Below are 25,356 nucleotides of genomic sequence, written 5' to 3' on the forward strand. Positions count from 1 at the left end.
TAGCAGGTCGGCGGCCGCTTTCCAGCCATCCGGGCCATTTGCTTCATTCCCCCGGTTCATTCCGCTCTGATTCATTCCACCCCGACGTCCAGCCGTTCGAACCAGGCCTCGCTCTCGGGCAGGACCAGCTCGCTGGCCGGCAGCCCGCTGGCGTACCACGAGCGGGCGTTGCGCAGCTGCCAGCGACGCCTGCCCTCGTCGATCTCGATGCCCAGCCGCAGCGGCCCATAGCGGGCGAAGGCGCGACCGGCAAGCTGGGAGTCGCGCAGGGCGAGGTTGGCCAGCAGCTCCAGGCGGTCGCCGCCCTGCACGGTGAGATTCTCCAGCCGTACGGTGTCGTCGCTCAGCATGACCCGAGTCTCGCCGTGTACCTCACCGAGGGTGAGGCGTTCACGCAGCCAGCGTCGTTCGCGGGCGGCATCGACGAGCAGATTCACCAGCAGGCCGCTGTCGCGCATGGCCAGTTCCAGTTGGGCATCGAGCTCCAGCGGCCGCTCCCAGCGCATGCGTCCCTCGGGCAGCTCGAGCCGCGCCCACCAGCCATGGCTGAGACTGCCGCCGGCGTCCGCCAGGCGCACGCCGTCGAGACTGAGCCGCGAGCCGGAGACGTCGAAGTCGAGACTCTCCAGGTCGCCGTCGGCGAGCCGGGTCTCCAGATGCAGAGCGCCCGCAAGAGTCTGCTCGTGCAGGGCGAGGCGGGCGTCCGGTGCATGCAGCTCCAGCCGGCCGCTGGCGCGCATGCCTTCGAGTTGCAGCTGGGTGGCGATACGCGCCTGGCCGGCGAGCAGCTCGATGGCGCCGCCCTGGGGCAGGTAGTCGTTGAGCGTGGCGAGATCCGCTGTCACCAAGTGGGGAATATCGATGCGCGTACTCAGTTCGCGCAGCCCCTCGGGCAGATCGAAATGGCGTGCGCGGCTGTGAATGTTCAGCAGCCGGCCCTCGATCAGCGCGCCTTCGTCCGCCTGACGGCGCAGGCCGAAGCGGGGCAGCGACAGGTTGAGCTCGGCACCGCGGGCGTCGATCGTCACGCTCAGCGAGCCGTCGCCGAAGGCCTCGTAGTGCATGAAGCGGGCGCCGAGTCGCTCGGAGTGCACGCGCAGCTGGCTGCCGGGCGTGGCTTCGCCGTCGCTGAAGCGCAGGTCGGCGCTCAGGCGTCCGCCACCTTGAATGGCCAGGCCGTGCTCGTCGGGCAGAAAGGCGTTGAGAAAGCCGAGCCGGTCGAACAAGCCGTCCAGCCGCAGCGTGCCGGAAAGCGGTCGGCGCGACGCCTCGCTGCCGGGCCAGTCGAAGCCGCCCTGGAGACTGGCCTGCCGGGCCACCAGCTGGGTGCGCAGGGGCTCGGCGCCGTTGGTCGCGGCATCGATAGTCAGGCGACTACCGGAGAGGTCCAGGCGCTGGCTGGCGGGGTGGAGGTCGCGCAGCTCGAGGACCAACTGCAGTTCCCCCTCGAACGCTTCCTGCAGCAGGCGACCACGAATGGCATCGCCCGACAGGGTGACCTGCCCTCGGGCGCGCTCCTCGTCGATCAGCAGTCGCCCATTGCTCCCGGCCTGGCCGCCGTGCAGCCGCAGCGGGGCCGTTGACGGCAGGTAAGCGTCGAGCACGCTGACGTCGGGGATGCGCGCGCCGCGCCACTCGATCTCAGCAGTGTCGGGGCGTGTGGCCTGTGAGTCCGCCTGAGCGGCGGCGGCAAGCGCGAGGTGCTCGGCTTGGAACAGCCGGCGGCCATCGCTGAGGCGGGTGAGGTCCACCTCGCCGAAGACGAGCTCCACGCTTGCCTCGGGGTGGGGCTCGCCGGAGGTCAGGGCCAGATGGGCGCGACCGTCGCCCTGGGTGTGAAAGTCGAGAAAGCGGGCGCCCAGCGCTTCGGAGTAAACGTCGAGCCGGCTGCCCGGCAGTGGCTGCCCGTTGCGCACCTGGAGCGCACCATCGAGCCGGCCGCCACCCTGCAGGGTGAGGCCGCGCCCATCGAACAGCCCGCTGAGAAAGGGGTCGAGCACGGCGAGATTGGCGACGTGGCCGGACAGCTCCAGCTCCGCTTGCCATGGAGTCTCTCCATCGCGCAGGGCGTCGTCATCCAGTTCGCGCCATGCCAGCGGCGAGCGGAAGCGGGCGGTGGCCAGCGACAGGGCCGTGCTGAGCGGCTGCGCCTCGCCAGGGGCGGCCGCCTCGAGCTCGAAGCGCGTGCCGGAAACGTCCACTGCGCCGCGTTCCACGTCGAGCTCGACGATGGGCAGGTGCAGGCCGAGCCAGCCGGTCAGCGGCTGCTCGCCGAGGCGCACCGAGATGGCCTCTCCGGTGAGGTCGAAACCGCCGGCCAAGCGCTCGTCGTCATAGACGAGCCCGCCCTGTAGCCGTGCCGAACCGCCTTCCAACCTAAGCGGTACGGGTGGCGGCAGGTAGCGCTCGAAGGCGGCGATGTCGAACGCCTCGGCGTTGCGCCAGTGCAGTTCGGCACGCCGCAGTTCGTCCGGCGGAGCGTACAGGCGCAGCACGGGGGTCTCAAGCGCCAGCCGGAACCCTTCGCCGCCGAGCAGCGGCTGGGCCGTGGTGGCGAGCGAAGCGTCGGGTGTCGCTTCGGTCATCTCGATGTCGTCGAGCTCAAGCGCCAGACGCGCGCTTTGCGCCACCTCGACCTCGACGGCGCCGGAGCCGTCGATGCGGTAGAGCGCTCCCGCTTCCAGCCAGTGGCGCTCATCGAGCCGCACGCTCAGGCGAGGGGAGTCCAGGCGCAGACGGCTGCCCGGCAGCACCTCGCCGCGCTTGATGGCGATGTCGCCGGTGAGGTCGCCGCGCCCGTCGATCTCGAGCCAGCCCAGCGCAGCAAGGTAGGGATTGAAAACGTCGTAGGCGTCACTGCGCCCGGCCAGGGCGAGGCTGCCGGAGACGAAGCGTGCCGCTTCGCTGCCGGGGTGTTCGGCCAGGATCAGCGGTGCCAGGCGCAGGTCGGCATCAAGCGTTACGCCTTCCACCAGTAGCGTATCGCCATGCAGCACGCTGCCCTCTTCCAGCTGCAGCGAGAAGCGCTCGGCGCCGATCTCGCCGGCGCGCCAATGAAAGCCGGCCAGCTTTAGGGTACCGCTGCCTGCAAGCCGGTAGGCGTCGAGGCTGGCCTGACGGATCCCCTCGGCTTCCAAGGTGCGAATGCTGACTTCACGGTCGAGCAGGGGAGTGAGGGCGAAACGCAGAGAGGCGCGTTCGGCCGCCAGGGTGAAGTCACGCTCGGCGGCGCTGCCGGCCAGGCTCAGCTGAGTGACCTCGAGCTGACCGGGAAAGAGCGTCCAGGCGCGCTCCCATTCCAGGGAGAACCGCGGCGTGCGGTCGAGCTGGGCACGCCCCCAGGCGCTGGCGAGCAGGGCATTGGCAGTGGCCAGATAGAGCGCGTAGAGCAGTGCCAGAAAAAGCACGAGCCATGTCAGCGCCTTGAGCGGCCTGGGGTGGATCATGGATGGCGTTCTCGTCCTTGAGGCATTCATCCCCCTGGGTACGAACGGCGGCAGCGTTCAGTAGAGCCGAAACTCCTGGTGGTTCGGCACGCCCTGCTGCTCCTCGATCACCTTGCGATAGCGCTTGTATTCCCACTGGTACTGGGCCGGGTCCAGGGCGATGGCGTCTTCCACGCAGGCGTTGACGCCGGTGGCCGATTGTTCCTCGTCGGTGTCATAGACGCGCTCGTCGGCGGCCAGGAAGTGGATGGCGAAGCCGCGCCCGGGAATGCGTCGGGCCACGCCGGTGACGACCCGGGCGTCGGTGCGTGCCACCAGCTTGGGTAGCAGGGTCGCGGTATAGGCCAGGCGGTGGTAGAAGGGCGCGAACACGCCGCTGCCCCAGTTGGGCTCCTGATCGGGCAGGATGCCCACCGCTTCGCTGCGCTTCAGCGCCTTGAGCAGGGCGGCCACTCCGCGCGGGTTGGTCGGCACCAGGCTTGCGCCCATGCGCTCGCGCCCTTGGCGGATCACCGGATCGAGCTCGGCGATCTTGGGCGGCTCGTACATGGCGGTGAAGGGGAAGTGGCTGGAGAGCCAGAAGTTGAGCACCTCCCAGTTGCCGAAGTGCGGGGCCAGCACGATCACGCCGCGTCCCTCGGCGCGGGCTTCGTCGAGCAGTTCGCGGCCGTGGATCTCGAGAATCGAGTCCTCTACCCGCTGCGGCTCGCCCATCCAGGCGAAGCCCAGCTCGAGCATGGTGGCGGTGGAGTGGGTCAGGCTCTCCCGGGCCAGCCGGCGGCGCGTGGCGAGATCTTGTTCGGGGAAGACCTCGGCGAGATTGATCTCGGTGACCTCGCGCTCGCGCCGGCTGAAACGATGCACCAGCGGGCCGGAAACACGTGCCAGGCGCCACAGCATGGCGGGGCGACGCCCGGCCAGGGTGCGCCACAGGGTGGCAATGGCGCGGCCTTGCAGGGTAGCGGAAGGGGGTTGCGACTCGCTCATGGTTCAGATCAGCCAGGCATCCACGTTGTCGGGCTCGCGGTGCTCCTGCAGGCGCTTGATGCCCTTGACGCAGCGCACTACCAGCCACACCACGGCCAGCAGCCAGGTCACGAAGCCGATCATCACCAGGGTGAGCACGCCGGAGATGGCAAAGTAGAGCACGGAGAGCCAGAAGGTACGGATCTGGTAGCGATAGTGCTCGTCGAACCAGTGGGGACCCTGGCCGCGATAGACATAGGCGATGACCACGCCGACGATGGCCGTCAGCCCCCCGCTGACCACGCCCGCCAGAAGCAGGGCATAGACGACGATGGGCAGGGTGATGTCGGGAGTGCCATTCGGTTCGATGACGTTGCGGCTATCGGGGCTGTCGTTCATGGGCCATCCAGTCAAACACGATTTGCCCCAATGATACCGGTCACGCGCGTCATTGCCAGCGGGGCCATTATTCCAGCGTTTCTTTCAGCGGCCGGCTGAGTTCGAGCAGGTTGCCGTCGGGGTCGCGCAGATAGAGCGATTCGATGGGGCCGGTGGCACCCTGGCGGGAGACGGGGCCGAGCTCGACCTCCACGTCCAGCGCTTCGAGGTGGCGCTGGACCTCGTCCAACGGCAGCAGGCTGCGCAGACACAGGTCCAGGCTGCCCGGCGTGGGCGTGGCGGCACGCGGCTCGATGTCGGTTGCCGTCCAGTGCAGGCGCAGGGCGATGTCGCCGAGCAGCAGATCGACTCGCTCACGATCGCGATAACGCACCTCGAGCCCGAGTACGCGAGAATAGAAATCCACGGCGCGGGAGATGTCGGTCACGGTGATGACCAGGTGGTCCAGACCTGACAGCATTGCCGGCCTCCTCGTTATGATGTGTTTTTCGTCAGGCCATGAAGGATACGACGATGCCGACCTGCCCGCTATGCGCTAGCCCGCATTCGCGCCATTTTCATCACGATGCGCGGCGCGACTACTACCGCTGCGAGAATTGCCGGCTGGCTTTCGTGCCGCCTGAACAGCGTCTGTCGCCCGAGCAGGAGAGGGCGGTCTACAATCAGCACCAGAACCGCCCCGACGACCCCGGCTATCGGCGTTTCCTGTCGCGCCTGTTCGAGCCGCTGCAGCACCGGCTGGCGCCGGGAGCCAGCGGCCTCGATTTCGGCGCCGGTCCCGGCCCGACGCTATCGCTGATGTTCGAGGAGGTAGGCCACCCGATGGCGGTCTATGACCCGTTCTATGCGCCCGATGCCAGCGTGCTCCAGCGCCGCTACGACTTCATCACCGCTACCGAGGTGGTGGAGCATCTGTTCGCCCCGGGGCGCGAGCTCGCGCGGCTAGCGGCGCTGCTGCCAGCGGGCGGCTGGTTGGGGCTGATGACCAAACGGATGACCGGTGAGGAGGCCTTCGCACGCTGGCACTACATTCTCGACCCCACTCATGTGTGCTTCTTCAGCGAGGCGAGCTTCGAGTGGCTGGCCGAGCACCTGGGCATGAGCGTCGAGTTTCCGGCCGCCGACGTGGCCTTGCTGCAGAAGCGCTGATGCAGGCTATTTTTGGCCTGTCTTGCTGTTTTTTTGATCTAGAATGGTGGATTGCTCTGACTGGCAGAGAGGAAGAGGATTAAGCATTTGACACCGGCGCTGCCGAGCGTATGATTCGCGCCGCCCCACCCAAGCGTTGGCCGTTCGAATGCCAAACGCAACGGCGATGGGCAGCGTTCCACGGCGTTTTCTGCCATCTTTCTTCCTTTGTCCATTCTTCGGTTCTGTCGAGAGGCGCGCTGATGTCGCGGCAACTGCTGGCCATGGCCCTGGCCCCCCTGCTGGGTCTTTTCATTCTAGGTATCGGCAACGGCTTCCTGGCCACGCTAATCACGCTGCGGCTCGACGCCGCCGGCGAATCGCCGGTCGTGATCGGCTGGGTCTCCTCGGCCTACTTCATCGGCCTGGCGCTGGGGGCGATGTTCAACGACCGGCTGCTGCTGCGCATCGGCCACATTCGTGCCTACGGCAGCTTTGCCTCGCTGGTGGCTGTCACGGTGCTGCTGCAGGCGCTGATCTTCGACCCCTGGGCCTGGTTCGGCCTGCGCCTGATCGGCGGCTGGGCCACCGTGGGGGTCTATCTGGTCATCGAAAGCTGGCTGCTCACCTCTGGCGACCAGAAGGTGCGCGGCAGGCTGCTCGCCCTCTACATGATCTCGCTGTATGCCGCCGGCGTCCTCGGCCAGCTGCTGCTCGGTGTCACCGATGCCATGGGCGAGGCCGCGCCGTTCATGGTCATCGGCATGCTGGCCTCGCTGTCGGTGCTGCCCATGGCGATGATTCCGCGGGTCTCGCCGCTGATCGAGCACGCCGAACCGCTCTCGCCGATGCGGCTTATCGTCATGACCCCCACCGGGGTGATGGGCAGCTTCGGCTCGGGCCTGGCGGTCGCCGCCGTCTACACGTTATTGCCGCTCTATTTACAGCGCATCGGACTCACGGTGGCGCAGGTGGGGCAGATGATGGCGGTGGTGATCCTCGGCGCCATGCTGCTGCAGTACCCCCTCGGGCGTTGGTCGGACCGCCACGATCGCCAGATCGTGCTGATCATGATCGGAGCGTTCTGCACCCTGATCTCGGCCGGCATGCTGCTGCTGCCGCTTACCACCTGGGTGCTGGCGGCGCTGCTGTTCCTGCTCGGTGGCGGGGTCTTCGCACTCTATCCGGTGGCAGTGAGCCATGCCGCCGACCGGGCCCCGGCCGGAGCGCTGGTGCGCATGAGCCAGGGCCTACTGTTGATCAACGCCATCGGCTCCACGGTCAGCCCGCCGCTGATTTCACCGGCCATGGCCTGGGTGGGCGATGCCGGGCTGTTCTGGGCTTTTGGCGCTCTGGGGTTGTTCCTGGTGGGCTTCTTCACCTGGCGGCGCAGCGTGCGCCCGGCGCCGGTACCGGTGGCGCCATTCTCGCCCAATACTCCCATGTCGCCGGTGGGTGCCGAGCTCACCGTCACCGAAGAGCTGGTGCAGGGCGCTATCGAGCACGAGCACATGGAGGATCTCTCCAACGTGGTACCCGAAGTGGAGGTCGCCGAGCCCCTGGTTGGCCCGCCGCCACCGGACGAGCCGCATATCGTCTTTTATCATGGTGAGGATGACGTCCCGGCCGTGGAGCGAGAAAAGGAAGCGCTCGACAGCGATCCTCGACGCTGAAACTGCTGACCCTCTATGACGCCCGATGCCTTCGCATCGGGCGTTTTTCATGCGCCCATGAGAGCGGCACTGGCCACCAGGCTGCGACCTAGTGATAATGGCCAACTAAAAGTAGTATATCTACTATCGCTGTTATCATTTTTCCTGAGGTGCTTCCATGTTTCCCTTCGTCGCTCCCGTTCGTGACCTTCGCTTCGTGCTCGAGGAACTGCTCGAGCATCGCTCCCTCGATCTGCCCGGCTTCGAGGAAGCCAGCCCCGACCTGGTCGAAGCGGTACTGGAGGAGGCGGCCAGGCTCGCCGGCGAAGTGTGGGCACCGCTGAATGCCAGCGGCGACCGCCAGGGCTGCGTGCGGCGTGAGGATGGCGGCGTGACTCTGCCGGACGGCTTCGCCGAGGCCTACCAGGCTTATGCGGAAGGCGGCTGGAATGGCATCGGTGTGTCCCAGGCGTTGGGCGGCCAGGGTCTGCCCGAGGTGGTGGCGAGCAGCGTGCAGGAAATGCTCCACGGCGCCAACATGGCGCTGGGTCTGTGCCCGATGCTGACCGCCGGTGCCATCGAGGCGCTGGCCCACCACGGCAGCGACGCACTCAAGGAGACCTACCTGCCCAAGCTGGTCGAGGGCAGCTGGACCGGCACCATGAACCTCACCGAGCCCCAGGCCGGCTCCGATCTTTCCAAGGTGCGCACGCGAGCAGTTCCATGCCCTGATGAAGAGGGCGATCACTACCGCCTGTTCGGCCAGAAGATCTTCATCACCTGGGGCGAGCACGACGCCAGTGAGAACATCATCCACCTGGTATTGGCTCGTACACCTGATGCCCCCGAGGGCAACAAGGGTATCTCGCTGTTCTTGGTACCTAAATACCTGGTCAATGCCGATGGCTCGCTGGGGGAGCGCAACGACGTCACCTGCGCCTCCATCGAGCACAAGCTGGGCATCCACGGCTCGCCCACCTGCACCCTGAGCTTCGGTGAGAACGATGGCGCCATCGGTTACCTGGTGGGCGAAGAGGGACGCGGCCTGAATCACATGTTCACCATGATGAACGAGGCGCGTCACAAGGTCGGCATCCAGGGCATCGGTGTGGCCGAGCGTGCCTGCCAGCATGCCTTCGCCTATGCACTGGATCGCGTACAGGGCAGGGCACGCGGCGCCGAGGCCACCATCAGCGAGCATCTCGACGTGCGCCGCATGCTGCTCTCCATGCGCGCTCGTACCGATGCGCTGCGGGCGCTGGCGCTCTACTGCGCCGCCCAGCTCGACGTGGCGCGCCACGCGGCAGATGCCGCCGAGCGCGAAGCGGCCCAGGCAAGGGTCGACGTGCTGATCCCGGTGGTCAAGGCGTTCTCCACCGATCAGGCGGTGGAGATAGCTTCGCTCGGCGTTCAGGTGCACGGCGGCATGGGCTTCATCGAGGAGACCGGCGCCGCCCAGCTGCTGCGCGATGCCCGCATCGCACCGATCTACGAGGGCACCAACGGCATTCAGGCGCTCGACCTGGCCGGGCGCAAGCTCTCCCGCGACGGTGGGGCGGCGCTGAGTGGGCTGATCGACGAGGTCGAGGCCACCGCCAACGCGCTGCGCGAGAGCGGCGAACTTGCCGCCCTGGGCGAGAGCCTGGCCGCCGGTGCCGCCGATCTGCGTGCCGCCATGGCGCTGGTGCTCGAAGCGAGCCGCGACCCGCAGCACGGCGCCGACGCCGTGCAGGCCTATGCTACGCCGTTCCTCAGCCTGGCCGGCCACGTACTGTGCGCCTGGCAGATGGGCCGGGCCGCCCTCAAGGCGCGTGCCGTCGAGGCGGGTGGCAGCAGCGACCCCTTCTATCGCGCCAAGCTCGCCGCCGCCGATTACGCTCTGCGTCAGTGGTTGCCGGTCGGGCGCGCCAACCGCAGCGTGATCGAGGCCGGCATGCAGAGTCTGGCCGACTATCGGGTCACGCTTCCCTGAGCCGTTACTCTACCGGCCGCCACGCCGGCGGTCGGTGGTCAGGACAGTACCTATAAGAACGATACCCACTCGGAGCCCACCATGAACGACAGCATCTTCGAACAGGACCTGCCCAAGACGCAGGCCAACTTCGTGGCGCTATCGCCGCTGACCTTCATCGAGCGCAGCGCTTCCATCTACCCGGACTACCCGGCAGTGATCCACGGCGACATCCGTCGCAGTTGGCGAGAGACCTGGAGCCGCTGCCGGAGGCTCGCCTCGGCGCTGGAGAAACGCGGCATCCAGCCCGGTGAAACGGTGGCCGTCATGCTGCCCAACGTGCCGGCCATGTTCGAGGCGCACTTCGGCGTGCCGCTGGCCGGCTGCGTGCTGAATACCCTCAACATCCGCCTCGACGCCGAGGCCATCGCCTACATGCTCGAGCACGGCGAGGCTCAGGCGGTGCTGGTCGACCCCGAGTTCGCCGGGGTAATCGAGGACGCCGTCTCGCGCCTGGCGATCAAGCCGCTGGTGATCGACGTGGACGACGCCCTGTACGAGGGCGAAACACGCCATATCGGTGAGCTGGAGTACGAGGCGCTACTGGCCGAGGGCGATCCGGAGTACGCCTACCAGCTCCCGGAGGACGAGTGGCAGGCGATCTCGCTCAACTACACCTCGGGCACCACCGGCAAGCCCAAGGGGGTGGTCTACCATCATCGCGGCGCCTACCTCAACGCGGTGAGCAACATCCTCGAGTGGGCCATGCCGCATCATCCGGTCTATCTCTGGACCCTGCCGATGTTCCACTGCAACGGCTGGTGCTTCCCCTGGACCATCGCCGCCAATGCCGGCGTCAGCGTTTGCCTGCGCAGGGTCGATCCGAAGAAGATCATGGACCTGATCGTCGACGAGAAGGTCACCCACTTCAGCGGTGCGCCGATCGTACTCAACGGCCTGGTCAACCTGCCGGCGGAGCAGAAGCGTGCTTTCGACCACCCGGTGAAGGTCACCACCGCCGGCGCCGCGCCGCCCGCCTCGGTGATCGCTGGGGTCGAGAAGCTCGGTATCGAAGTGACCCATGTGTACGGTCTCACCGAGGTCTACGGGCCGGTAACGGTGTGCGCCTGGCGCGAGGCGTGGGACGAGCTGCCGCTGGAGGAGCGGGCCAGGATCAAGGCGCGTCAGGGCGTGCGCTATCACATGCTGGAAGCGCTCTGTGTCGCCGACCCCAACACCCTGGAGCCGGTGCCCAAGGACGGTGAGACCATCGGCGAGATCCTGATGCGTGGCAACAACGTGATGAAGGGCTATCTCAAGAACGAGGCCGCCACCGAGCAGGCGCTTGAGGGTGGCTGGTACCACACCGGCGATCTCGCCGTGTGGCACCCTGACGGCTACATCGAGATCAAGGATCGCTCCAAGGACATCATCATCTCCGGTGGCGAGAACATCTCCACCATCGAGGTGGAGGATGCCATCTACTCCCATCCCGCTGTTGAGGAGGCCGCGGTGGTGGCCAAGCCCGACGAGAAGTGGGGCGAGACGCCCTGCGCCTTCGTCAAGCTCAAGGTGGGCTTCGGCGAGGTCACCGAAGCCGACATCATCGAGCACTGTCGCCAGCATCTGGCACGCTTCAAGGTGCCCAAGACGGTGATCTTCACCGAGCTGCCCAAGACCTCTACCGGCAAGATCCAGAAATTCGTCCTGCGCGAAGAAGCGCGCAAGCAGTGAACGGGAGCAAGACAATGACACGACAGGCAATCGGTGTGGTCGGCGCCGGCACCATGGGGCAGGGCATCGCGCAGGTGCTGGTGGCCAGCGGCTTTCCCACGCGGCTCTACGACGTGGCCGCCGAGCAGTTGGGCCGCACCCAGGCCGCCATCGACAAGGGGCTCGGCAGGCTGGTGGCCAAGGAGAAGCTCAGTGACGACGACAAGGCCGAGGCCATGGCACGCCTGGAGACGACCACTTCGCTGGAGGCCCTGCGCGGCTGCGAGGTGATCATCGAGGCCGCTCCCGAGCAGCCGGCGCTGAAGGAGAAGCTGTTTCGTGACCTGAGCCGGCTGAGCCACGATGCCATTCTGGCCTCGAACACCTCGTCGCTGTCGCTGACCCGGCTTGCTGCGGTGTGCGAGCGTCCGGAGCGGGTGGTGGGCATGCACTTCTTCAATCCGGTTCCGGTGCTCAAGCTGGTCGAGGTGATCCGCGCCGAGCAGACCTCTGATGCCACCGCGGCGCGCATCGAGGAACTGACCCGGCAGCTCGGCAAGACGCCGGTGGCCATCGCCGACTCGCCCGGGTTCGCCGTCAATCGCCTGTTGATCCCGATGATCAACGAGGCCGCCTTCCTGTTGCAGGAGGGCGCCGCCAGCGCCGAGGACATCGATCAGTCGATGCAGCTTGGCGCCGCTCACCCGATGGGGCCGCTGGCCCTGGCCGACCTGATCGGCCTGGACGTCTGCCTGGCGATCATGGAGGTATTGCAGGAGGGCTTCGGCGACCCGAAATATCGCCCCTGTCCGCTGCTCAGGCGCATGGTGGCGGCCGGTTATCTGGGGCGGAAATCAGGGCGCGGCTTCCACATCTACCAATAAGCGACGATTCACTACTGCGCTCGACCAAGAAAGGATTGCCGACCAACCAAGCGTTCGCTAGGGTTGGTCGGTATCGTTCTGACTACAAGCAAGGAGCCCCCATGAGCGAGAAGCTGATCGAGATGGTCGACAACGCCGGCGTCGTGCGCCTGACCATCACCCGTCCCAAGGCGCTGAATGCCCTCAACAGCGCCGTGCTCACCGAGCTGGAAGCGCTGCTCACCGAGCTGGAGAAGCGCAGCGACCTGCGCGCCCTGCTGATCACCGGCGCGGGTGAGAAGGCCTTCGTGGCCGGTGCCGACATCACCGAAATGCGCACCAAGACCCCGGAGGAGGCACGCGCCTTCGCCAGCCAGGCCCTGCGTACCATCAAGCGACTGGAAACGTTGCCGGTGCCGGTGGTCGCCCTGGTGAACGGGTTTTGTCTTGGCGGCGGCTGCGAACTGGCGCTGGCCTGCGACTGGGCCGTAGCCAGCGACAACGCCATCTTCGGCCAGCCCGAGGTGCTGCTCGGGGTAATTCCCGGCTTCGGCGGCACTCAGCGCCTGCCGCGTCGGGTAGGACCGGCCATGGCACTGGACCTGGTTACCACTGGGCGCAAGATCGATGCTCAGGAGGCCCTGCGTATCGGCTTGGTCAACCGGGTGATGCCCCTGGCCGAGCTCGAGGCCTATGCCGAGGAACTGACCAAACAGCTCGCCGGCAACGGCCCGCTGGCGGTGCGCAGCGCCAAGCAGGCGGTGCACGATGGCATGGATCAGGACCTCGACAGTGCGTTGGCGCTGGAGACCAGCCTGTTCGCGCTGGGCTTTGCCGGCAGCGAGCAGAAGGAGGGTATGAGCGCCTTCGTCGAGAAGCGCAAGCCCAACTTCTGATTCATCAGCGGTGCGGTAACGAGAGAGCGGCAGCGTAACGACGCTGCCGCTCTCGTTCGTTTACAGCGTGTCGGTTCAGGCCAGCTCGCGGCGTCGCCAGCGAATCATGCCGGTGGCAATGGCGGTGCCCGCCAGGGTGATGGCCATGCCCACCAGCACCTGCAGGCTGAGGCGTTCGTCCAGCAGTAGGTAGCCCCATAGCAGGGCGCTCACCGGCACCAGGAAAGTGACCGTCGAGGTGGCGGTGGCACCGGCGCTCGAGATCAGCCCGAAGTAGAGCAGGAAGGCCAGGGTGGTGCTGAACACGGCCAGGCCCAGGGCGTTGCCCCACGCCAGGCCGCCGATCGGCTCGCTGGGCCACAGCAGCAGCCCGGGGATCAGCAGAATCAGCGCCGACATGGCAGTGCTGCCGGCGGCGAGCACGCGTACTGGCAGGTGCGACAGGTAGGTCTTGGAGTAGTTGGTCGCCACGCCGTAGCAGAAGGTGGCGCCCACCGCGGCGAGGATGAACCAGCCATCGCCGCCCAGGGCGAAGTCCAGCCGGTTGGCCGACAGCACGTAGACGCCGAAGAAGGCCAGTGCCAGACCCAGGTACTGCTGACGCTGGACTGGCGTGGTGAAGAACAGCGCACCGAGCAGGGCGGTGAAGATCGGCGTGGTGGCGTTGATCAGCGAGGTGAAGCCCGCCTCCAGACGCACGGTGGCCAGTGCCAGCAGCACGAAGGGCAGTACATGGTTCACCAGCCCGAGCAGCAGCAGGCCGCCCTTGTTCTCCCACACCAGCTTGAGATAGCGCAGGCTGAGCAGCAGCGGAAGCAGCAGCAGCGCACCGATGCCCATGCGCACCAGGATGAGCGGTACCGGGCCGAACTCGGGTACCGCCACTCGCATGAAGATGAACGACATGCCCCATAGCGAAGAGAGCAGAATCAGGCGCAGGGAATCGGCCGGCGTCATGCAACGGTCCTTGGCGAGCAGTGGCTGAACGGTGAGCGTAAACGAAACGGCCGGAAGATGGATAGCCTTCTATCCATCAATAAACATGATGATATGCATCAACGATGCCTACTCGTCCGGCCCGCCAACGACGACCCAGCCCTCGGCGTCGACGCTCACCGGCACCGGGTCGAGCGCACAGTCGACGCCAAGCCCGCCGGTGCCTTCGCCGGTGCGGGCGGAGAAGGTGGCATCGTGATTTGTGCAGCGCAGTGACTCGCCATCCTGACTGAGAATGCGCGGGCCGCGCTGGTCGAGTGGCAGGAACTGGTGAGGACAGGCGTTGACATAGCCGAACAGCGCGTCGCTGAGGCGCACCAGCAGCAGTGGAAAGCTTCCCTTCTCTCCCTGCAGGGTCAGGCTGTGGGTAGAGCCCACCGGCAGCTCGTCGTGTCGAACGAGGCGCGTGCCAAGCGCGGGTGCGCTACGATACTGTTGCCAGGCTTGGGTCATGATGGTGTCCTGAAATGCAAACGGGCCGACATTGTCGCCAATGCCGGCCCGCCTGTCAGTGCCGTGGGTGCTGTCAGTCTTCGAGCTCGATCTCCTTGGCGAGGTGGCGCTCGCCGTCGTACTCGAAATCGATCTCGACCCTTTGCCCCTCTTCGAGATCGTCGAAGCTGCTCAGGCCGTCGTCGTAATCGGTATCGTCATCGGTGTGGAAGACGATGCCCTGAACGGTCAGGGTGCGCGCTTCACGATCCAGCGACTCGATCTCGCCTTCGAGATCGTTGGCATGAGCGGCCGTCGAGAAGGTCAGCAGCAGGGCGGCAGTCAACAAGGCAAGACGTTTCAGCATGGTTCCTCTCCTTGGTCCACTGAGACTAGCATCAATTTAACTTGCGTCATCAGCTTATGCGGGGCGTCTCGCCAAGGCGAGTTAAGAAATGTTCAGCAGAGGAAGCAGCGTGAAAATCTCGAAACTCAACGTTTATCCGGTCAAGTCGCTGGGCGGTATCGGCCTGGAGCAAGCCACGCTGGGGGTACGCGGTCTGGCCTATGACCGTCACTGGATGGTGGTCGATCAGGTGGGGCGCTTCGTTACCCAGCGGCAGCTGCCAGGCATGGCGCGAGTCTCGGTGCGTCTCGAGAGCGACTGGCTGGTGCTGGAACATCCCGAGGCGGAGCCGTTGGCCATCGAGCTGGCGAGCCGCGATCGACCGAGGCTGACCGCCTATGTGTGGGACGACGCCTGTCAGGCCCTTGACGAAGGTGCCGAGGCCAGCGACTGGCTGACGGCGGTGCTGGGCGATCTGCGTGGTAGCAGCCTGCGTCTGGTGCGCTTCGACGAGGAGCATCGGCGCCCGGTCGAGTCGCACTACCTGCAAGGTGAGGAGGCCCATACTGCCTTCGCCGACGGCTATCCGTTCCTCATTGCCTCGCAGGCCTCTCTCGACGCTCTCAACCGGAACCTGGCGCAGAAGGGGCTTGCACCGCTGCCCATGAACCGCTTCCGTCCGAACATCGTGCTCGAGGGGGCTCCCGACTTCGCCGAGGATGGTTGGCGCGAGCTGGCCGCTCAGGATGGCAGGTATCGTTTCGGGCTGCGCAAACCCTGTCAGCGCTGCAAGATCACCACCGTCGATCAGGCCCGCGGCACCATCGACATTCCCGGTGAGCCGCTGCAAACGCTGATTGAGATGAAGACCCAGCCGCTGCGTCCTGGCGCCTACTTCGGTCAGAACGCCACGCTTCTCCGTGGAGCGGGAGAGAGTCTCATGGTCGGGGATGAGCTGCAGATCGGCTAGAAGCGATAAAAAAGAAGCCCGCTCTCAGAGCGGGCATAAGCAAGGGACTCACGACTGCTGTGCAAGAACCGGCGTGAGTAAGTTCAAGGTAGCGCCTTTTTCGCATTGCGAATGTCATCCATTTCCTCTCCATTCTGTAAGAGATTGCCTACAACTTGTGTAGGGATCCGTCTCGCCGCTACGGCACGCTTTGGAAAAAGGAGATTTCGAACGGGTACACAAGACTTGTATACAAATATCGGCTGGCTATGATGGAGAACCATTTCCTTCAGGAGCGCCCCGATGAGCTTACATGTCTACCTATCCGGCGAGATCCATACCGACTGGCGTGACGAGATCGAGCGCGGCGCAAAGGCTGCCGGTCTGGACATCGTGTTCACCGCGCCTGTCACCGACCATGACGCCAGCGATGCCGCAGGCGACCACCTGGGACGCGAAAGCGACGCCTTCTGGCGCGACCACAAGTCGGCCAAGGTCAATGCCATTCGTACCAAGACCCTGATCGAGCAGAGCGACCTGGTGGTGGTGCGCTTCGGCGACAAGTACAAGCAGTGGAACGCGGCCTTCGATGCCGGCTACTGCGCAGCACTCGGCAAGCCGTACGTGACCCTTCACGGCGAGGAGATCGTCCACCCGCTGAAGGAGGTCGATGCCGCGGCCATGGCCTGGGCGACCACCACCGAGCAGGTAGTCGAGATCCTGCGCTATGTGACGCGCGGCTGATCCGGCGCTCCCTGGAGCGGATTGGAACGCGCCGGCAGTACCGGCGCGTTGCGATATCACAGCGTCATGAACGGCATCGGCTCCTGGTCGGTGAACTGGTAGACGTCCCAGTCACCGCGCTTGGGTCCGGGCATGCCGGGGGTGCCGATGGGCATGCCGGCCAGCCCGATGCCGCCGATCCTCGGGCGCTCCTGGAACAGTCGCTCCACGGCGTCGAAGGGCACGTGGCCCTCGATGGCGTAGTCGCCCATCAGCGTGGTGTGGCAGGAACCCAGGCCGAAGGGCAGGCCGACCTGCTGCTTGATCTTGCCGACTTCCACGTCGTCGATGATGGTGACCGAGACGCCTTTCTCTTCCAGTTGGCGGGCATACTCGTGACAGCAGCCGCACTCGGGGTTCATGTAGAGGGTGGCCTCGGCGGGCAGTGCGGCGTGGGCGGTGCCGGCGGCGCTCAGCAGCAGGCTGGCGGAAAGCAGCAGGGATGAGGTACGAGGGTTCATGAGCTTGCTCCGGTGGTGGGCTTGGACGAGGTGAACAGGTACTTGAGCAGGGCGGCAATGCCGAGGCCCAGCAGAGCGAGAACGGCTAGCGGCATTAGCCAGCCCAGCCAGCTCATGTGGCCCATCAGGGCGAGGCAGTCGGTCATCATGGTGGTGCTCCTTCTCAGTGGGCCAGCCAGGTCACGCCGTTGGGACCGTGGCCGGTGGCATGGGTGGCAACGATGTCGCCGGTTGTCAGATCGATGATCGACAGCGAATCGTCGAACAGGCTGGTAACGAAGGCGAAGCGACCGCTGGCGTCGATGCTGATGCCGTGAGCGCCCGCACCGACCTCATGGGTGGCAACGATCTGCTGGGTAGCGGTGTCGATCACCGAGACGCGGTTGTCGGGCTCGTCGCTCGTTCCTTCATTGGCCACCAGCATGAGCCGGCTATCTGGGGTGCCGTAGACCTGGATCGGCAGCCGATTGACCTCGACCGCGGTGGTGACTTCCCGAGTGGCGGTGTCGATCACCGCCACTCGGTTCTCGTCACGCAGCGAGACGTAGAGCTGGGCGCCGTCGGCGGTAAAGCCCACCTGTACGGGGGTTGCCCCCACGGGGATGCGCGCTACTTCCTCGCGGGCTGCCACGTCGATCACCGAGACGCTGCCATCCATCACGTTGGCCACGTAGAGTTCGCTCCCGTCGGGGCTCAGACGCAGGCCGTGGGGGTACTCTCCGGTGGCGATGGTGGCGACCACTTCCCGGGCGGCCAGATCGATCACCGACACGCTGGCATCGCCGGCATTGGTCACGAAGGCGAACTGGCTGCTCAGGTCGCTCACCACGTGCGCCGGATGGCTGCCTACCGGTATGACGGCGAGCGGTGTGCCATCGAAATCGAGGGCATTGAACACCTTCAGCTTGCCCGGCTCGTCGCCATGGGTGTGGCCATCGTCGCCATGCGCGTGTCCGGCGCGCTCGCCGACCGCCAGCAGGTAGCGCCCGTCGGCGCTGACCTGAACGTTATGCGGTGCAATGGCGATGTCATGTGTGGTCGTGGTGCCTTCATCCAGTTGGATATGAGTCAGCGAGGCGCCATGCTCGTTGGCGGTGAACACCTGGCCGTGAGGCATCTGACCGGCCTGGCTGACGGTGCTGGCAAGCGTCAGACCGACGGCGAGCAGCCAGCCGAAGGCAGGGTGGAACCGCGTGGCCAGGTGTGTGTGGGAAATGGCAGCGGTGACGGGGCGACGAGCAAGGGTGCCTTTGCGAAAAAGGGTCATGATGAAACTCCTGATCTACGAAATCGTGTACGGCTCGGAATGGCCAGGCGGCGAGGCCGCCGATGTCGATCAGGCTCTAGGAGGGCGCTGCGGGGGCAACGAGGAGTGGGGCATGAAGGCCGCGTCGGGCGTGGCCGTTTGCTCGGCGGGCCCGGTGAGAGCCAGCCGCGTGCGGGGTATAACTGCGGTGCAGGTGCCGCAGTTATGTTCTTCGCTGTCGTTTGCTTCATGAAGCTGTTCGACGGCGATGCAGTCGACCGAGTCGGCCTGTATGGCGGCGTGCGTCGTGAGGCTGCTCATCGCCACCAGCAACGCGAGCAGCAGCGCCAGCAAGCGCAGGATGCGTCGATGTTGCAGGTTAGAAGGGGCGAATCGCGTCATGGTGTTGCCTCACGGTGCTTGGTCTCATCCTAAGGCGAGACGAGTTGCGCTGCATTGACCCAGCGCAACTCATCACCGTCACTTATCGCGATGCCGATGGCCATGGCCATGACGGTGCATCAGGAAGTGCATGCCCAGGCATAGCAGCATGGGCAGCAGCAGCCAGGCGCCGCCAGCGGTTTGTCCGCGCCACATGACCAGGACGAAAGCGCCGCCCATCAGGATCAGGCAGAGGGGCATCAGCCAGGCGTGCAAACCGCCTGAAGACGAGCCTCGGGATTCATCCCTCGAGCCGCGGTCCTGATGGGATTCCTGCGGCCGGGGGTCGGGAAGGGCGTTCATGAGGCATCTCCTCGGGGTGGTAGGCGGGCATAACGGCGCTTGAGCAGCAGCGAATTGCCGATCACCGACAGCGAACTGGCGGTCATGGCGATGACGCCGATCATAGGGTGCAGCAGGCCTGCGGCGGCCATGGGAATCGCTGCCACGTTGTAGCCGCTGGCCCACAGCAGGTTCTGCACGATCTTGCTGAAGGTGGCGCGGGAGAGGTGCATGGCCTCCACCACGCCGGTGAGCTCGCCGCTTACCAGGGTCACATCGGCGGCCTCGATGGCCACGTCGGCGCCGGCGCCGATGGCGATACCGACGTTGGCCTGCTTGAGGGCGGCGGCATCGTTGATACCGTCACCCACCATGGCCACGTGGGGGCCGTGCTTCTCCTGCAGCTTGCGAATGGCCTCGACCTTGCCTTCGGGCAGCACGCCGGCCTGGACCTCGTCGATGCCGACCTCGGCGGCCACCGCCCGGGCGGCGCGCTCGTTGTCGCCGGTGATCATCACCACGTGCAGGCCGAGCGCGTGCATTCCGCGAATGGCCTCGACCGACTCGCCCTTGAGCGTATCGGCGACTGCCAGGACACCTCGGGCACGGCCCTCGGCGGCGACGATGACGGCGGTACGCCCCTTGCCTTCGAGCTCATGCATGGCCGCGTCCAGCGCTTCCAGCCCTGTGATGCCCTCCTCCTCGAGCAGCCGGCGGTTGCCGATCAGCACCTGCTTGTCTTCGACTCTGCCGGAGACGCCGCGGGCGCCGGTGGAGCGAAACTCGCTGACCTCGCCGGGCTTGATGCCGCGCTCGACGGAGCCGTCGACGATGGCGCGAGCGATGGGGTGCTCCGAGGCGTTCTCGACGCTTGCCGCCAGTCTCAGCAGCTCTTTCTCTTCGACTCCTTCCGCCGTGACCACCTCAGTGAGCTTCGGCTCGCCGCGGGTGATGGTGCCGGTCTTGTCGAGCACCATGACCTTGATGTCCTTGAAGGTCTGGATCGCCTCGCCGGAACGGATCAGGATGCCGCGCTCGGCGCCGATGCCGGAGCCGACCATCAGGGCCGTCGGCGTGGCCAGACCCAGCGCGCAGGGACAGGCGATGACCAGCACGGCGATGGCGGCGATGAGTGCCAGCACCGGTGTACTGGCTTCCGGGTTCACCCAGGGCAGGAAGTTCGCGCCCCAGTCGAGGATCGGGCGCAAGACGTCGGGAAGCAGCAGCCAGGCGACCAGGCTGGCCAGCGAGATCAACAGTACCGCCGGCACGAAGCGGCCGGTCATGCGGTCGGCGAACTCCTGGATCGGCACCCGCGAGCCCTGGGCCTGGTCGATCAGACGTACCACCTGGGAGAGGAAGGTGTCGCCACCGACCTTGGTGGCCCTCACTCGCAGCCGCCCCTCCTTGTTGATGGTGGCGCCGATCACGCTGTCGCCGACGCTCTTGTAGACGGGGATCGATTCGCCGGTGGCGATGGATTCGTCGAGGTGGCTCTCGCCCTCGATCACCTCGCCGTCGGTGGGGATCTTGTCGCCGGGGCGCACGACCATGATGTCGCCGGGCTCGAGCTCCTTGACCGGCACCTCGACCTCTTCGCCACCGCGTTCTACTCGGGCGGTCTTGGCGCCCAGCGTCAGCAGGCGACGAATGGCTTGTGAAGCGCGCCCCTTGGCCAGTGCCTCGAGATAACGGCCCAGCAGATGGAAGGTCATGATGGTGGCCGCCATCTCGATGAAAGAGGTCATCGGGTAGACGAAGCCGATCAGGCCGATCAGGTAGGGCGGCAGGCTGCCCATGGAGATCAGCACATCCATGTTGAAGGTGCCGTTCTTCAGCGAGCGCCAGCTCGAGCGATGGGTGGCCGCACCGCCATACAGGAACACCACCGGGAAGGCGAGCAGGGCGACGATGGCCAGGTAGCCGGGAATCGGCTGCCAGAACATGTGCGGCATCATCAGGATCATGATCAGCGTGGTGGGCACGCCGGCGATCCACAGCCGCTTGCGGGCCTGACGCAGGTAGCCTTCCTCGATGACGGCATCTGCCTCGCCATCCGCCTCGGCTTCGCCGCTTACCGCCGCGACGTCATAGCCGGCCCCCTCCACCGCCTGCTTCAAGGCATCGGCGTCGGGGCCGCCCTGCGCGACGCCGACGCTGACTCGGTGGCTGGCGATATTGGTCTGGATGTCGCCGACGCCGTCGAGACGCTGGAGCGTCGTGCGTACGATACCGGCGCAGTGGTCGCTGCCCATGCCGGGCACTGTCAGGGTGATCCGTTTCGTCGCTGTGGTCATCGCATGCTCCCTCGCGCCGTGTTCCCGGGCGGCCGTGGCCGGCCGCCCGATACCAGGCGGCTATCGACGATCAGTGGTGGGCCGCGTGGTCATCCGACTCGTCGGCTTGCGGTGTGGCTTGCTGTTGCCATTGCTCGCGCTGCTCGTCGGTGAGCAGGTCGTGCATGGCGTTACGCATGCGCACCATCTCCGCCATCATCTCGCCATGGAGTTCCGCCATCTGAGCATGAATGGCCTGCACCTCTTCGGGATCGGGTCGCTCGGCATGCATGGCAGCCATCAGGTCGTCGCGCAGGTTCATCAGCTGCCCCATGCGCTCGAACTGGGTGGGGCGATGCTCACGCATGAGTTCGCGCAGTTCGCTGCGCTGTTCGGGCTCGAGCATCTGCAGCATGCCTTTGCCGCCATCCATCATCGGGCAGGGCATCATGTCGCCGCCCATCATGCCGGGGCCCATGCCGCCGCCCATCATGCCGCCTCCTGGCCCCATCCCCTGGGCAAGAGTCAGGCTGGAGGCGGTAGTACCGATAGCCAGGGCGAGGCCCGTGGCAATTGCGAGCTTGCGCAGTTTCATGTCGTTCTCCTGCGAGCGTGAACGCTCGGGGTTTGCTGCCGGAATTGGCGAGCGTCCAGTGGGACGTCACCGGGAATTGCCGCAAGACAGGTGGGGTGTTGCAGAGGAGTCAGGGACGCAGGCGCTGCGTCAACAGATAGAGCGGTGGGTTGGCAAGCGTGGGAGCGGCACTGGGCAAGCCGATGGTGACGGCGACGGGCGGCGGTGTCACCGCGGGAACAGGGCGATGGCAAGGAGCGCCATCGACGTCCAGGCGCTCCGCGCGCAGCAGGAGCTCTGCGGCATGTTCCCCGCCGTGGCCGTGCTCGCAGTGTGGCGCAGGTGCTGGCGGGTTTGCTTGCGCAAGGCTTTCGACCACGGAGTGTGGAGATGCCGGCGCTGGATGCGCCATTGCCTGAACGCCGAACACCACGGCCATCGACAGCAGCAGCAGGCTGAAAAGCCAACTGCGGCACCACCCGCGACGGGTGATGCAGTGCTGTGAGGGTGTAACGGCCCGCTGCAGCATGGCGTGGCGCTCCGACATGATAGGCAATATCAGAATAGACGAACCCGCTGAGCCTCCCTTTGACTTGTATCAATCAGCATCGTTTTTCTCAACCTGAGTGCCGCACATAGGTTGTTGTTTTTTTGCTTTTTTTTGGCATGAGAACAGGGGCGCTTGCGACTCGCTTGCGAGCATGGAAGACTAGGCACGACCATGACCTACACTCGGTTGATCCATTTCGATGCGTTCTCGCCCTTTCGCCTGGCTGCTCTGTCTCCTCTTCGGCATCGTGCTTACGCTGCCGCAGGTGGCCCTGGGCGCCTGGAATTACGCTGACGCCGATTGCCAGACGGGTGCCTCTTCGTCTCTGGACGCTGGCCTCGTGTTCGAGGCCGACAACGGCCAAGCCCAGGGGGGCGAACAACCTGCCTGTACGAGTGCAACACCTGTTTGCTCCAGTGCCGGCCTAGCGCTTGCCTCAGTGGCCCCTCGCTCACTCGAGCCTCGTCGGCCCGTCGACACGACGCTTCTCCACGCCCCTCGCGAGCGACCGGAGCGCCCTCCGCGGGCATAGCGCCTGCCCCTTTCTGAATGATGCTTGCCCGCACAGCGGTGTCGCTGTGCCCGGCATTGGATTCGGAATGTCGATGCTCAGCGGCATTCACACTCAATTCGCCGCAGGTGCGATGGCTCCAGCCATGTGCCTGCAAGGAGCACGATCGAGATGAACTATCCCGACATCGATCCGGTGGCCATCGCCATCGGGCCGCTGCAGATCCACTGGTATGGGTTGATGTACGTGGTGGGCTTCGTCGCCGCCTGGCTGCTGGGGCGCTATCGCGCCCATCGCCTGGGGCTCACTCATGACGACATTGGCGATCTGCTGTTCTATGCCGCCATCGGCGTGGTGGCCGGAGGACGCCTGGGGTATGTGCTGTTCTACGGTATGGAGCAGTTCCTGGCCAACCCGCTGTGGGCCTTCCGGCTCTGGGATGGGGGAATGAGTTTTCATGGCGGCCTGATCGGCGTGCTGCTGGCGGCGCTGCTGTTTGCGCGCAAGAAGAATCTCGCCTTCTTCCAGCTGACCGATTTCATCGCTCCGCTGGTGCCGATAGGGCTGGGCGCCGGGCGCATCGGCAACTTCATCAACCACGAACTGCCGGGGCGCGTGAGCGATCTGCCCTGGGCCATGCCGTTCCCGCACCTGGGGCCGGAGCCACGCCACCCTTCGGCGCTCTACGAGTTTGCCCTCGAGGGTGTGGTGCTGTTCGCGGTGCTGTGGTGGATCTCGAGCCGCCCTCGGCGCAGAGGTCTGGTATCGGGACTGTTCCTGCTGCTCTACGGCGTCTTCCGCTTTGCCGTGGAGTTCGTGCGCCTGCCCGATGCCCATATCGGTTTCATCGCCTTCGGCTGGGTGACCATGGGCATGCTGCTGACCCTGCCGATGATCGCCGCTGGCGCAGCGCTCATCGCATGGTCGCGGCGGCAGGCTCGCGATGAGCGAGTCGCGGTGTCGACTTCCGCGCAAGAGGCGAGTTGATGGTCGCCTGGTTGACGCGCACACGGCCCCGGGGGCGCCGCTCCTGGGGCAAGCTGGCCGTGTTCATGCTGGTGGCGCATGTGGTAGGGCTGGTGTCGTCGGTGGAAGCGCTGATGTCGAGCCGCACGTCCCAGGGGGCAATCGCCTGGATCGTCTCGCTCAACACCATTCCCTACGTCGCCGTGCCGACCTACTGGATCTTCGGGCGCAACACCTTCGAAGGCTATGTCACCTCGCGTCGTGACGAGGATTCCGAGCTGGCCCGAGCCCTGGCGGACAAGCTCGGCGAGCTGCGCGCGCATGGTGTCGAGTGGCCGCACGAGCACCGTCACCTGGCCGGCGTGGAGCAGTTGGCCAAGCTGCCTTACCTGGGCGGTAACGACGCCACGCTGTTGATCGACGGTGAGGAGACCTTCGCCAGCATCTTTGCCGGTATCGACGCTGCGGAGCGTTACCTGCTGGTGCAGTTCTACATCGTGCGCAACGACGACCTCGGCCGCGAGCTCCAGCAGCGCCTGATTGCCAAGGCCAGCGAAGGTGTCGAGGTCTATTTCCTGTACGACGAGATCGGTAGCTACAAACTGCCGAACGCCTATCTGCAGACGCTGCGCGATGCCGGGGTGAACGTACACCGATTCCACTCGACGCGTGGGCCGGGCAACCGCTTCCAGCTCAACTTTCGCAATCACCGCAAGATCGTGGTGGCCGATGGAGCGCGCGCCTGGGTGGGTGGCTTCAACATTGGGGACGAGTATCTCCACGGCCACGAGGATCTTGGCCCATGGCGTGACACTCACCTCAAGCTGGAGGGACCGGCGGCGCTGGCGCTGCAGCTCGTCTTCATCGAGGACTGGCACTGGGCCACCGAGGAGGTGCCCGATCTACCCTGGGAGCCCACCGTACCTTCGGTCAATGGGGTGCCGGCACTGATCCTGCCCACCGGTCCGGCGGATCGCTTCGAGACCGCCAGCCTGATGATCCAGCAGGCAATCCATTCCGCGCGCGAGCGGATCTGGATCTCGAGCCCCTATTTCGTTCCCGACGAGGGTGTGCAGGGCATGCTCAAGCTGGCGGCACTCAACGGTATCGATGTCAGGATCCTGATTCCCGAGCGACCGGACAATCTGCTGACCTTCTATGCGGCCTATGCCTTTCTGGGGCCGCTGATCGACGCCGGGGTCGAAATTCATCGCTATCAGGAAGGCTTTCTGCACGGCAAGGCGTTTCTGGTGGACGACGTCTGGGCCGCCGTGGGCACGGTGAACCTCGACAATCGCTCCTTCCGCCTCAACTTCGAGGTGACGGCGCTGATCATGGACCGGGAGTTTGCCAGCGATGTGGAGGCGATGTTCGACCGTGACTTCGCCAGATCGCGCCAGATGACGGCTGAGGACATTCTCGACCGGCCGCTTTGGCAGCGTGTCGCGGGGCGGGGCGCCTACCTCTTTGCGCCCGTGCTGTGAACCGGCGCAGGGTGAACCTGGAGCCCATGAGGTGTCGAATTTTGC

The 25,356-nt window shown here is 65.8% G+C and carries 25 protein-coding genes; 10 read left to right on the forward strand and 15 right to left on the reverse strand.

What is annotated here, in order from left to right:
• Nucleotides 1-71: 71 nt before the first annotated feature.
• From HOP58_RS19945 to HOP58_RS19960, 4 genes are all read right to left on the reverse strand, one after another.
• Nucleotides 72-3,446: a hypothetical protein gene (locus tag HOP58_RS19945; RefSeq protein ID WP_234261327.1), complete on the reverse strand. Its 3,375-nt coding sequence runs from the start codon at nucleotides 3,444-3,446 to the stop codon at nucleotides 72-74.
• Between the two features lie 57 nt (nucleotides 3,447-3,503).
• A complete protein-coding gene (locus HOP58_RS19950; protein WP_234261328.1) occupies nucleotides 3,504-4,433 on the reverse strand; it encodes a lysophospholipid acyltransferase family protein in 930 nt (309 codons plus the stop codon).
• Nucleotides 4,434-4,436: 3 nt separating this feature from the next.
• On the reverse strand, nucleotides 4,437-4,811 hold the full coding sequence (locus HOP58_RS19955; RefSeq protein WP_010629365.1) for a membrane protein: 375 nt from the start codon (nucleotides 4,809-4,811) through the stop codon (nucleotides 4,437-4,439).
• A gap of 67 nt (nucleotides 4,812-4,878) precedes the next feature.
• On the reverse strand, nucleotides 4,879-5,271 hold the full coding sequence (locus HOP58_RS19960; RefSeq protein WP_010629364.1) for a VOC family protein: 393 nt from the start codon (nucleotides 5,269-5,271) through the stop codon (nucleotides 4,879-4,881).
• Nucleotides 5,272-5,324: 53 nt separating this feature from the next.
• Here HOP58_RS19960 and HOP58_RS19965 point away from each other — a divergent pair, with 53 nt between their 5' ends.
• The 6 genes from HOP58_RS19965 (at nucleotide 5,325) to HOP58_RS19990 (ending at nucleotide 13,014) form a co-directional block, all read left to right on the forward strand.
• Nucleotides 5,325-5,960 carry a class I SAM-dependent methyltransferase gene (locus HOP58_RS19965; RefSeq protein WP_234261329.1) on the forward strand — a complete coding sequence of 212 codons (636 nt, stop codon included), beginning with the start codon at nucleotides 5,325-5,327 and terminating at the stop codon, nucleotides 5,958-5,960.
• Between the two features lie 242 nt (nucleotides 5,961-6,202).
• Nucleotides 6,203-7,612: an MFS transporter gene (locus HOP58_RS19970; protein WP_010629362.1), complete on the forward strand. Its 1,410-nt coding sequence runs from the start codon at nucleotides 6,203-6,205 to the stop codon at nucleotides 7,610-7,612.
• Between the two features lie 157 nt (nucleotides 7,613-7,769).
• Complete coding sequence (locus HOP58_RS19975; protein ID WP_234261330.1) at nucleotides 7,770-9,563, forward strand: acyl-CoA dehydrogenase; 1,794 nt, start codon at nucleotides 7,770-7,772, stop codon at nucleotides 9,561-9,563.
• 81 nt (nucleotides 9,564-9,644) lie between these two features.
• Nucleotides 9,645-11,276, forward strand: a complete 1,632-nt coding sequence (locus HOP58_RS19980; RefSeq protein WP_234261331.1) for an acyl-CoA synthetase — start codon at nucleotides 9,645-9,647, stop codon at nucleotides 11,274-11,276.
• A 14-nt stretch (nucleotides 11,277-11,290) separates the two neighbouring features.
• On the forward strand, nucleotides 11,291-12,139 hold the full coding sequence (locus HOP58_RS19985) for a 3-hydroxybutyryl-CoA dehydrogenase (RefSeq protein WP_234261332.1): 849 nt from the start codon (nucleotides 11,291-11,293) through the stop codon (nucleotides 12,137-12,139).
• 101 nt (nucleotides 12,140-12,240) lie between these two features.
• Entirely contained in the window at nucleotides 12,241-13,014 is a 774-nt protein-coding gene (locus HOP58_RS19990; RefSeq protein WP_234261333.1) for an enoyl-CoA hydratase-related protein, read from the forward strand.
• A gap of 75 nt (nucleotides 13,015-13,089) precedes the next feature.
• Here HOP58_RS19990 and HOP58_RS19995 read toward each other — a convergent pair whose 3' ends face one another.
• From HOP58_RS19995 to HOP58_RS20005, 3 genes are all read right to left on the reverse strand, one after another.
• The gene (locus HOP58_RS19995; RefSeq protein ID WP_234261334.1) at nucleotides 13,090-13,971 is read right to left on the reverse strand and encodes a DMT family transporter; all 882 of its coding nucleotides are present in this window, start codon (nucleotides 13,969-13,971) and stop codon (nucleotides 13,090-13,092) included.
• Between the two features lie 108 nt (nucleotides 13,972-14,079).
• Nucleotides 14,080-14,463, reverse strand: coding sequence for a Rieske 2Fe-2S domain-containing protein (locus HOP58_RS20000; RefSeq protein ID WP_234261335.1), 384 nt, complete (start codon nucleotides 14,461-14,463; stop codon nucleotides 14,080-14,082).
• Between the two features lie 73 nt (nucleotides 14,464-14,536).
• Complete coding sequence (locus tag HOP58_RS20005) at nucleotides 14,537-14,809, reverse strand: DUF5666 domain-containing protein (protein WP_234244996.1); 273 nt, start codon at nucleotides 14,807-14,809, stop codon at nucleotides 14,537-14,539.
• Between the two features lie 109 nt (nucleotides 14,810-14,918).
• Here HOP58_RS20005 and HOP58_RS20010 point away from each other — a divergent pair, with 109 nt between their 5' ends.
• Together HOP58_RS20010 and HOP58_RS20015 are read left to right on the forward strand one after the other, a co-directional pair.
• Nucleotides 14,919-15,758: an MOSC N-terminal beta barrel domain-containing protein gene (locus tag HOP58_RS20010; protein ID WP_234261336.1), complete on the forward strand. Its 840-nt coding sequence runs from the start codon at nucleotides 14,919-14,921 to the stop codon at nucleotides 15,756-15,758.
• Nucleotides 15,759-16,040: 282 nt separating this feature from the next.
• Entirely contained in the window at nucleotides 16,041-16,481 is a 441-nt protein-coding gene (locus HOP58_RS20015; RefSeq protein WP_086511171.1) for a YtoQ family protein, read from the forward strand.
• A gap of 56 nt (nucleotides 16,482-16,537) precedes the next feature.
• Here HOP58_RS20015 and HOP58_RS20020 read toward each other — a convergent pair whose 3' ends face one another.
• The 8 genes from HOP58_RS20020 to HOP58_RS20055 all read right to left on the reverse strand — a co-directional run bounded on the left by HOP58_RS20020 (nucleotide 16,538) and on the right by HOP58_RS20055 (nucleotide 22,347).
• Nucleotides 16,538-16,981: a DUF411 domain-containing protein gene (locus HOP58_RS20020; protein ID WP_234261337.1), complete on the reverse strand. Its 444-nt coding sequence runs from the start codon at nucleotides 16,979-16,981 to the stop codon at nucleotides 16,538-16,540.
• Entirely contained in the window at nucleotides 16,978-17,130 is a 153-nt protein-coding gene (locus HOP58_RS20025; RefSeq protein WP_191224410.1) for a hypothetical protein, read from the reverse strand. The genes HOP58_RS20020 and HOP58_RS20025 overlap by 4 nt, the downstream gene beginning before the upstream one ends.
• A gap of 14 nt (nucleotides 17,131-17,144) precedes the next feature.
• Nucleotides 17,145-18,248: a cytochrome D1 domain-containing protein gene (locus tag HOP58_RS20030; RefSeq protein ID WP_234261338.1), complete on the reverse strand. Its 1,104-nt coding sequence runs from the start codon at nucleotides 18,246-18,248 to the stop codon at nucleotides 17,145-17,147.
• 69 nt (nucleotides 18,249-18,317) lie between these two features.
• A complete protein-coding gene (locus tag HOP58_RS20035) occupies nucleotides 18,318-18,629 on the reverse strand; it encodes a hypothetical protein (RefSeq protein ID WP_234238362.1) in 312 nt (103 codons plus the stop codon).
• Between the two features lie 78 nt (nucleotides 18,630-18,707).
• Nucleotides 18,708-18,971 carry a DUF2933 domain-containing protein gene (locus HOP58_RS20040; protein WP_140162530.1) on the reverse strand — a complete coding sequence of 88 codons (264 nt, stop codon included), beginning with the start codon at nucleotides 18,969-18,971 and terminating at the stop codon, nucleotides 18,708-18,710.
• Nucleotides 18,968-21,247 (reverse strand): heavy metal translocating P-type ATPase, encoded by a 2,280-nt coding sequence (locus HOP58_RS20045; RefSeq protein ID WP_234261339.1) that lies wholly within the window; start codon nucleotides 21,245-21,247, stop codon nucleotides 18,968-18,970. The genes HOP58_RS20040 and HOP58_RS20045 overlap by 4 nt, the downstream gene beginning before the upstream one ends.
• A 70-nt stretch (nucleotides 21,248-21,317) precedes the next feature.
• On the reverse strand, nucleotides 21,318-21,821 hold the full coding sequence (locus HOP58_RS20050; protein ID WP_234261340.1) for a Spy/CpxP family protein refolding chaperone: 504 nt from the start codon (nucleotides 21,819-21,821) through the stop codon (nucleotides 21,318-21,320).
• A 109-nt stretch (nucleotides 21,822-21,930) separates the two neighbouring features.
• Nucleotides 21,931-22,347 carry a hypothetical protein gene (locus HOP58_RS20055; RefSeq protein WP_234261341.1) on the reverse strand — a complete coding sequence of 139 codons (417 nt, stop codon included), beginning with the start codon at nucleotides 22,345-22,347 and terminating at the stop codon, nucleotides 21,931-21,933.
• A 685-nt stretch (nucleotides 22,348-23,032) separates the two neighbouring features.
• Here HOP58_RS20055 and lgt point away from each other — a divergent pair.
• A complete protein-coding gene (lgt, locus tag HOP58_RS20060; RefSeq protein WP_086511160.1) occupies nucleotides 23,033-23,848 on the forward strand; it encodes a prolipoprotein diacylglyceryl transferase in 816 nt (271 codons plus the stop codon).
• The gene (gene cls / locus HOP58_RS20065; protein WP_234261342.1) at nucleotides 23,848-25,311 is read left to right on the forward strand and encodes a cardiolipin synthase; all 1,464 of its coding nucleotides are present in this window, start codon (nucleotides 23,848-23,850) and stop codon (nucleotides 25,309-25,311) included. Before lgt ends, cls begins: the two co-directional genes overlap by 1 nt.
• The last annotated feature ends 45 nt before the right edge of the window (nucleotides 25,312-25,356 follow it).

Source organism: Halomonas sp. MCCC 1A11062 (assembly GCF_021404355.1).
Lineage (GTDB): Bacteria > Pseudomonadota > Gammaproteobacteria > Pseudomonadales > Halomonadaceae > Halomonas > Halomonas aerodenitrificans.

Excerpts from the sequence above, each read along its gene's own strand:
- HOP58_RS20020 (WP_234261337.1), bottom strand. The coding sequence starts at position 16,981 with ATGAACCCTCGTACCTCATCCCTGCTGCTTTCCGCCAGCCTGCTGCTG.
- cls (WP_234261342.1), top strand. The coding sequence starts at position 23,848 with ATGGTCGCCTGGTTGACGCGCACACGGCCCCGGGGGCGCCGCTCCTGG.
- HOP58_RS20030 (WP_234261338.1), bottom strand. The coding sequence starts at position 18,248 with ATGACCCTTTTTCGCAAAGGCACCCTTGCTCGTCGCCCCGTCACCGCT.
- HOP58_RS19950 (WP_234261328.1), bottom strand. The coding sequence starts at position 4,433 with ATGAGCGAGTCGCAACCCCCTTCCGCTACCCTGCAAGGCCGCGCCATT.
- HOP58_RS20005 (WP_234244996.1), bottom strand. The coding sequence starts at position 14,809 with ATGCTGAAACGTCTTGCCTTGTTGACTGCCGCCCTGCTGCTGACCTTC.
- HOP58_RS20035 (WP_234238362.1), bottom strand. The coding sequence starts at position 18,629 with ATGACGCGATTCGCCCCTTCTAACCTGCAACATCGACGCATCCTGCGC.
- HOP58_RS19945 (WP_234261327.1), bottom strand. The coding sequence starts at position 3,446 with ATGATCCACCCCAGGCCGCTCAAGGCGCTGACATGGCTCGTGCTTTTT.
- HOP58_RS20000 (WP_234261335.1), bottom strand. The coding sequence starts at position 14,463 with ATGACCCAAGCCTGGCAACAGTATCGTAGCGCACCCGCGCTTGGCACG.
- HOP58_RS19965 (WP_234261329.1), top strand. The coding sequence starts at position 5,325 with ATGCCGACCTGCCCGCTATGCGCTAGCCCGCATTCGCGCCATTTTCAT.
- lgt (WP_086511160.1), top strand. The coding sequence starts at position 23,033 with ATGAACTATCCCGACATCGATCCGGTGGCCATCGCCATCGGGCCGCTG.
- HOP58_RS20025 (WP_191224410.1), bottom strand. The coding sequence starts at position 17,130 with ATGATGACCGACTGCCTCGCCCTGATGGGCCACATGAGCTGGCTGGGC.
- HOP58_RS19955 (WP_010629365.1), bottom strand. The coding sequence starts at position 4,811 with ATGAACGACAGCCCCGATAGCCGCAACGTCATCGAACCGAATGGCACT.
- HOP58_RS19980 (WP_234261331.1), top strand. The coding sequence starts at position 9,645 with ATGAACGACAGCATCTTCGAACAGGACCTGCCCAAGACGCAGGCCAAC.
- HOP58_RS20040 (WP_140162530.1), bottom strand. The coding sequence starts at position 18,971 with ATGAACGCCCTTCCCGACCCCCGGCCGCAGGAATCCCATCAGGACCGC.
- HOP58_RS19985 (WP_234261332.1), top strand. The coding sequence starts at position 11,291 with ATGACACGACAGGCAATCGGTGTGGTCGGCGCCGGCACCATGGGGCAG.
- HOP58_RS20050 (WP_234261340.1), bottom strand. The coding sequence starts at position 21,821 with ATGAAACTGCGCAAGCTCGCAATTGCCACGGGCCTCGCCCTGGCTATC.
- HOP58_RS19975 (WP_234261330.1), top strand. The coding sequence starts at position 7,770 with ATGTTTCCCTTCGTCGCTCCCGTTCGTGACCTTCGCTTCGTGCTCGAG.
- HOP58_RS19990 (WP_234261333.1), top strand. The coding sequence starts at position 12,241 with ATGAGCGAGAAGCTGATCGAGATGGTCGACAACGCCGGCGTCGTGCGC.
- HOP58_RS20055 (WP_234261341.1), bottom strand. The coding sequence starts at position 22,347 with ATGTCGGAGCGCCACGCCATGCTGCAGCGGGCCGTTACACCCTCACAG.
- HOP58_RS20015 (WP_086511171.1), top strand. The coding sequence starts at position 16,041 with ATGAGCTTACATGTCTACCTATCCGGCGAGATCCATACCGACTGGCGT.
- HOP58_RS19970 (WP_010629362.1), top strand. The coding sequence starts at position 6,203 with ATGTCGCGGCAACTGCTGGCCATGGCCCTGGCCCCCCTGCTGGGTCTT.
- HOP58_RS19995 (WP_234261334.1), bottom strand. The coding sequence starts at position 13,971 with ATGACGCCGGCCGATTCCCTGCGCCTGATTCTGCTCTCTTCGCTATGG.
- HOP58_RS20045 (WP_234261339.1), bottom strand. The coding sequence starts at position 21,247 with ATGACCACAGCGACGAAACGGATCACCCTGACAGTGCCCGGCATGGGC.
- HOP58_RS19960 (WP_010629364.1), bottom strand. The coding sequence starts at position 5,271 with ATGCTGTCAGGTCTGGACCACCTGGTCATCACCGTGACCGACATCTCC.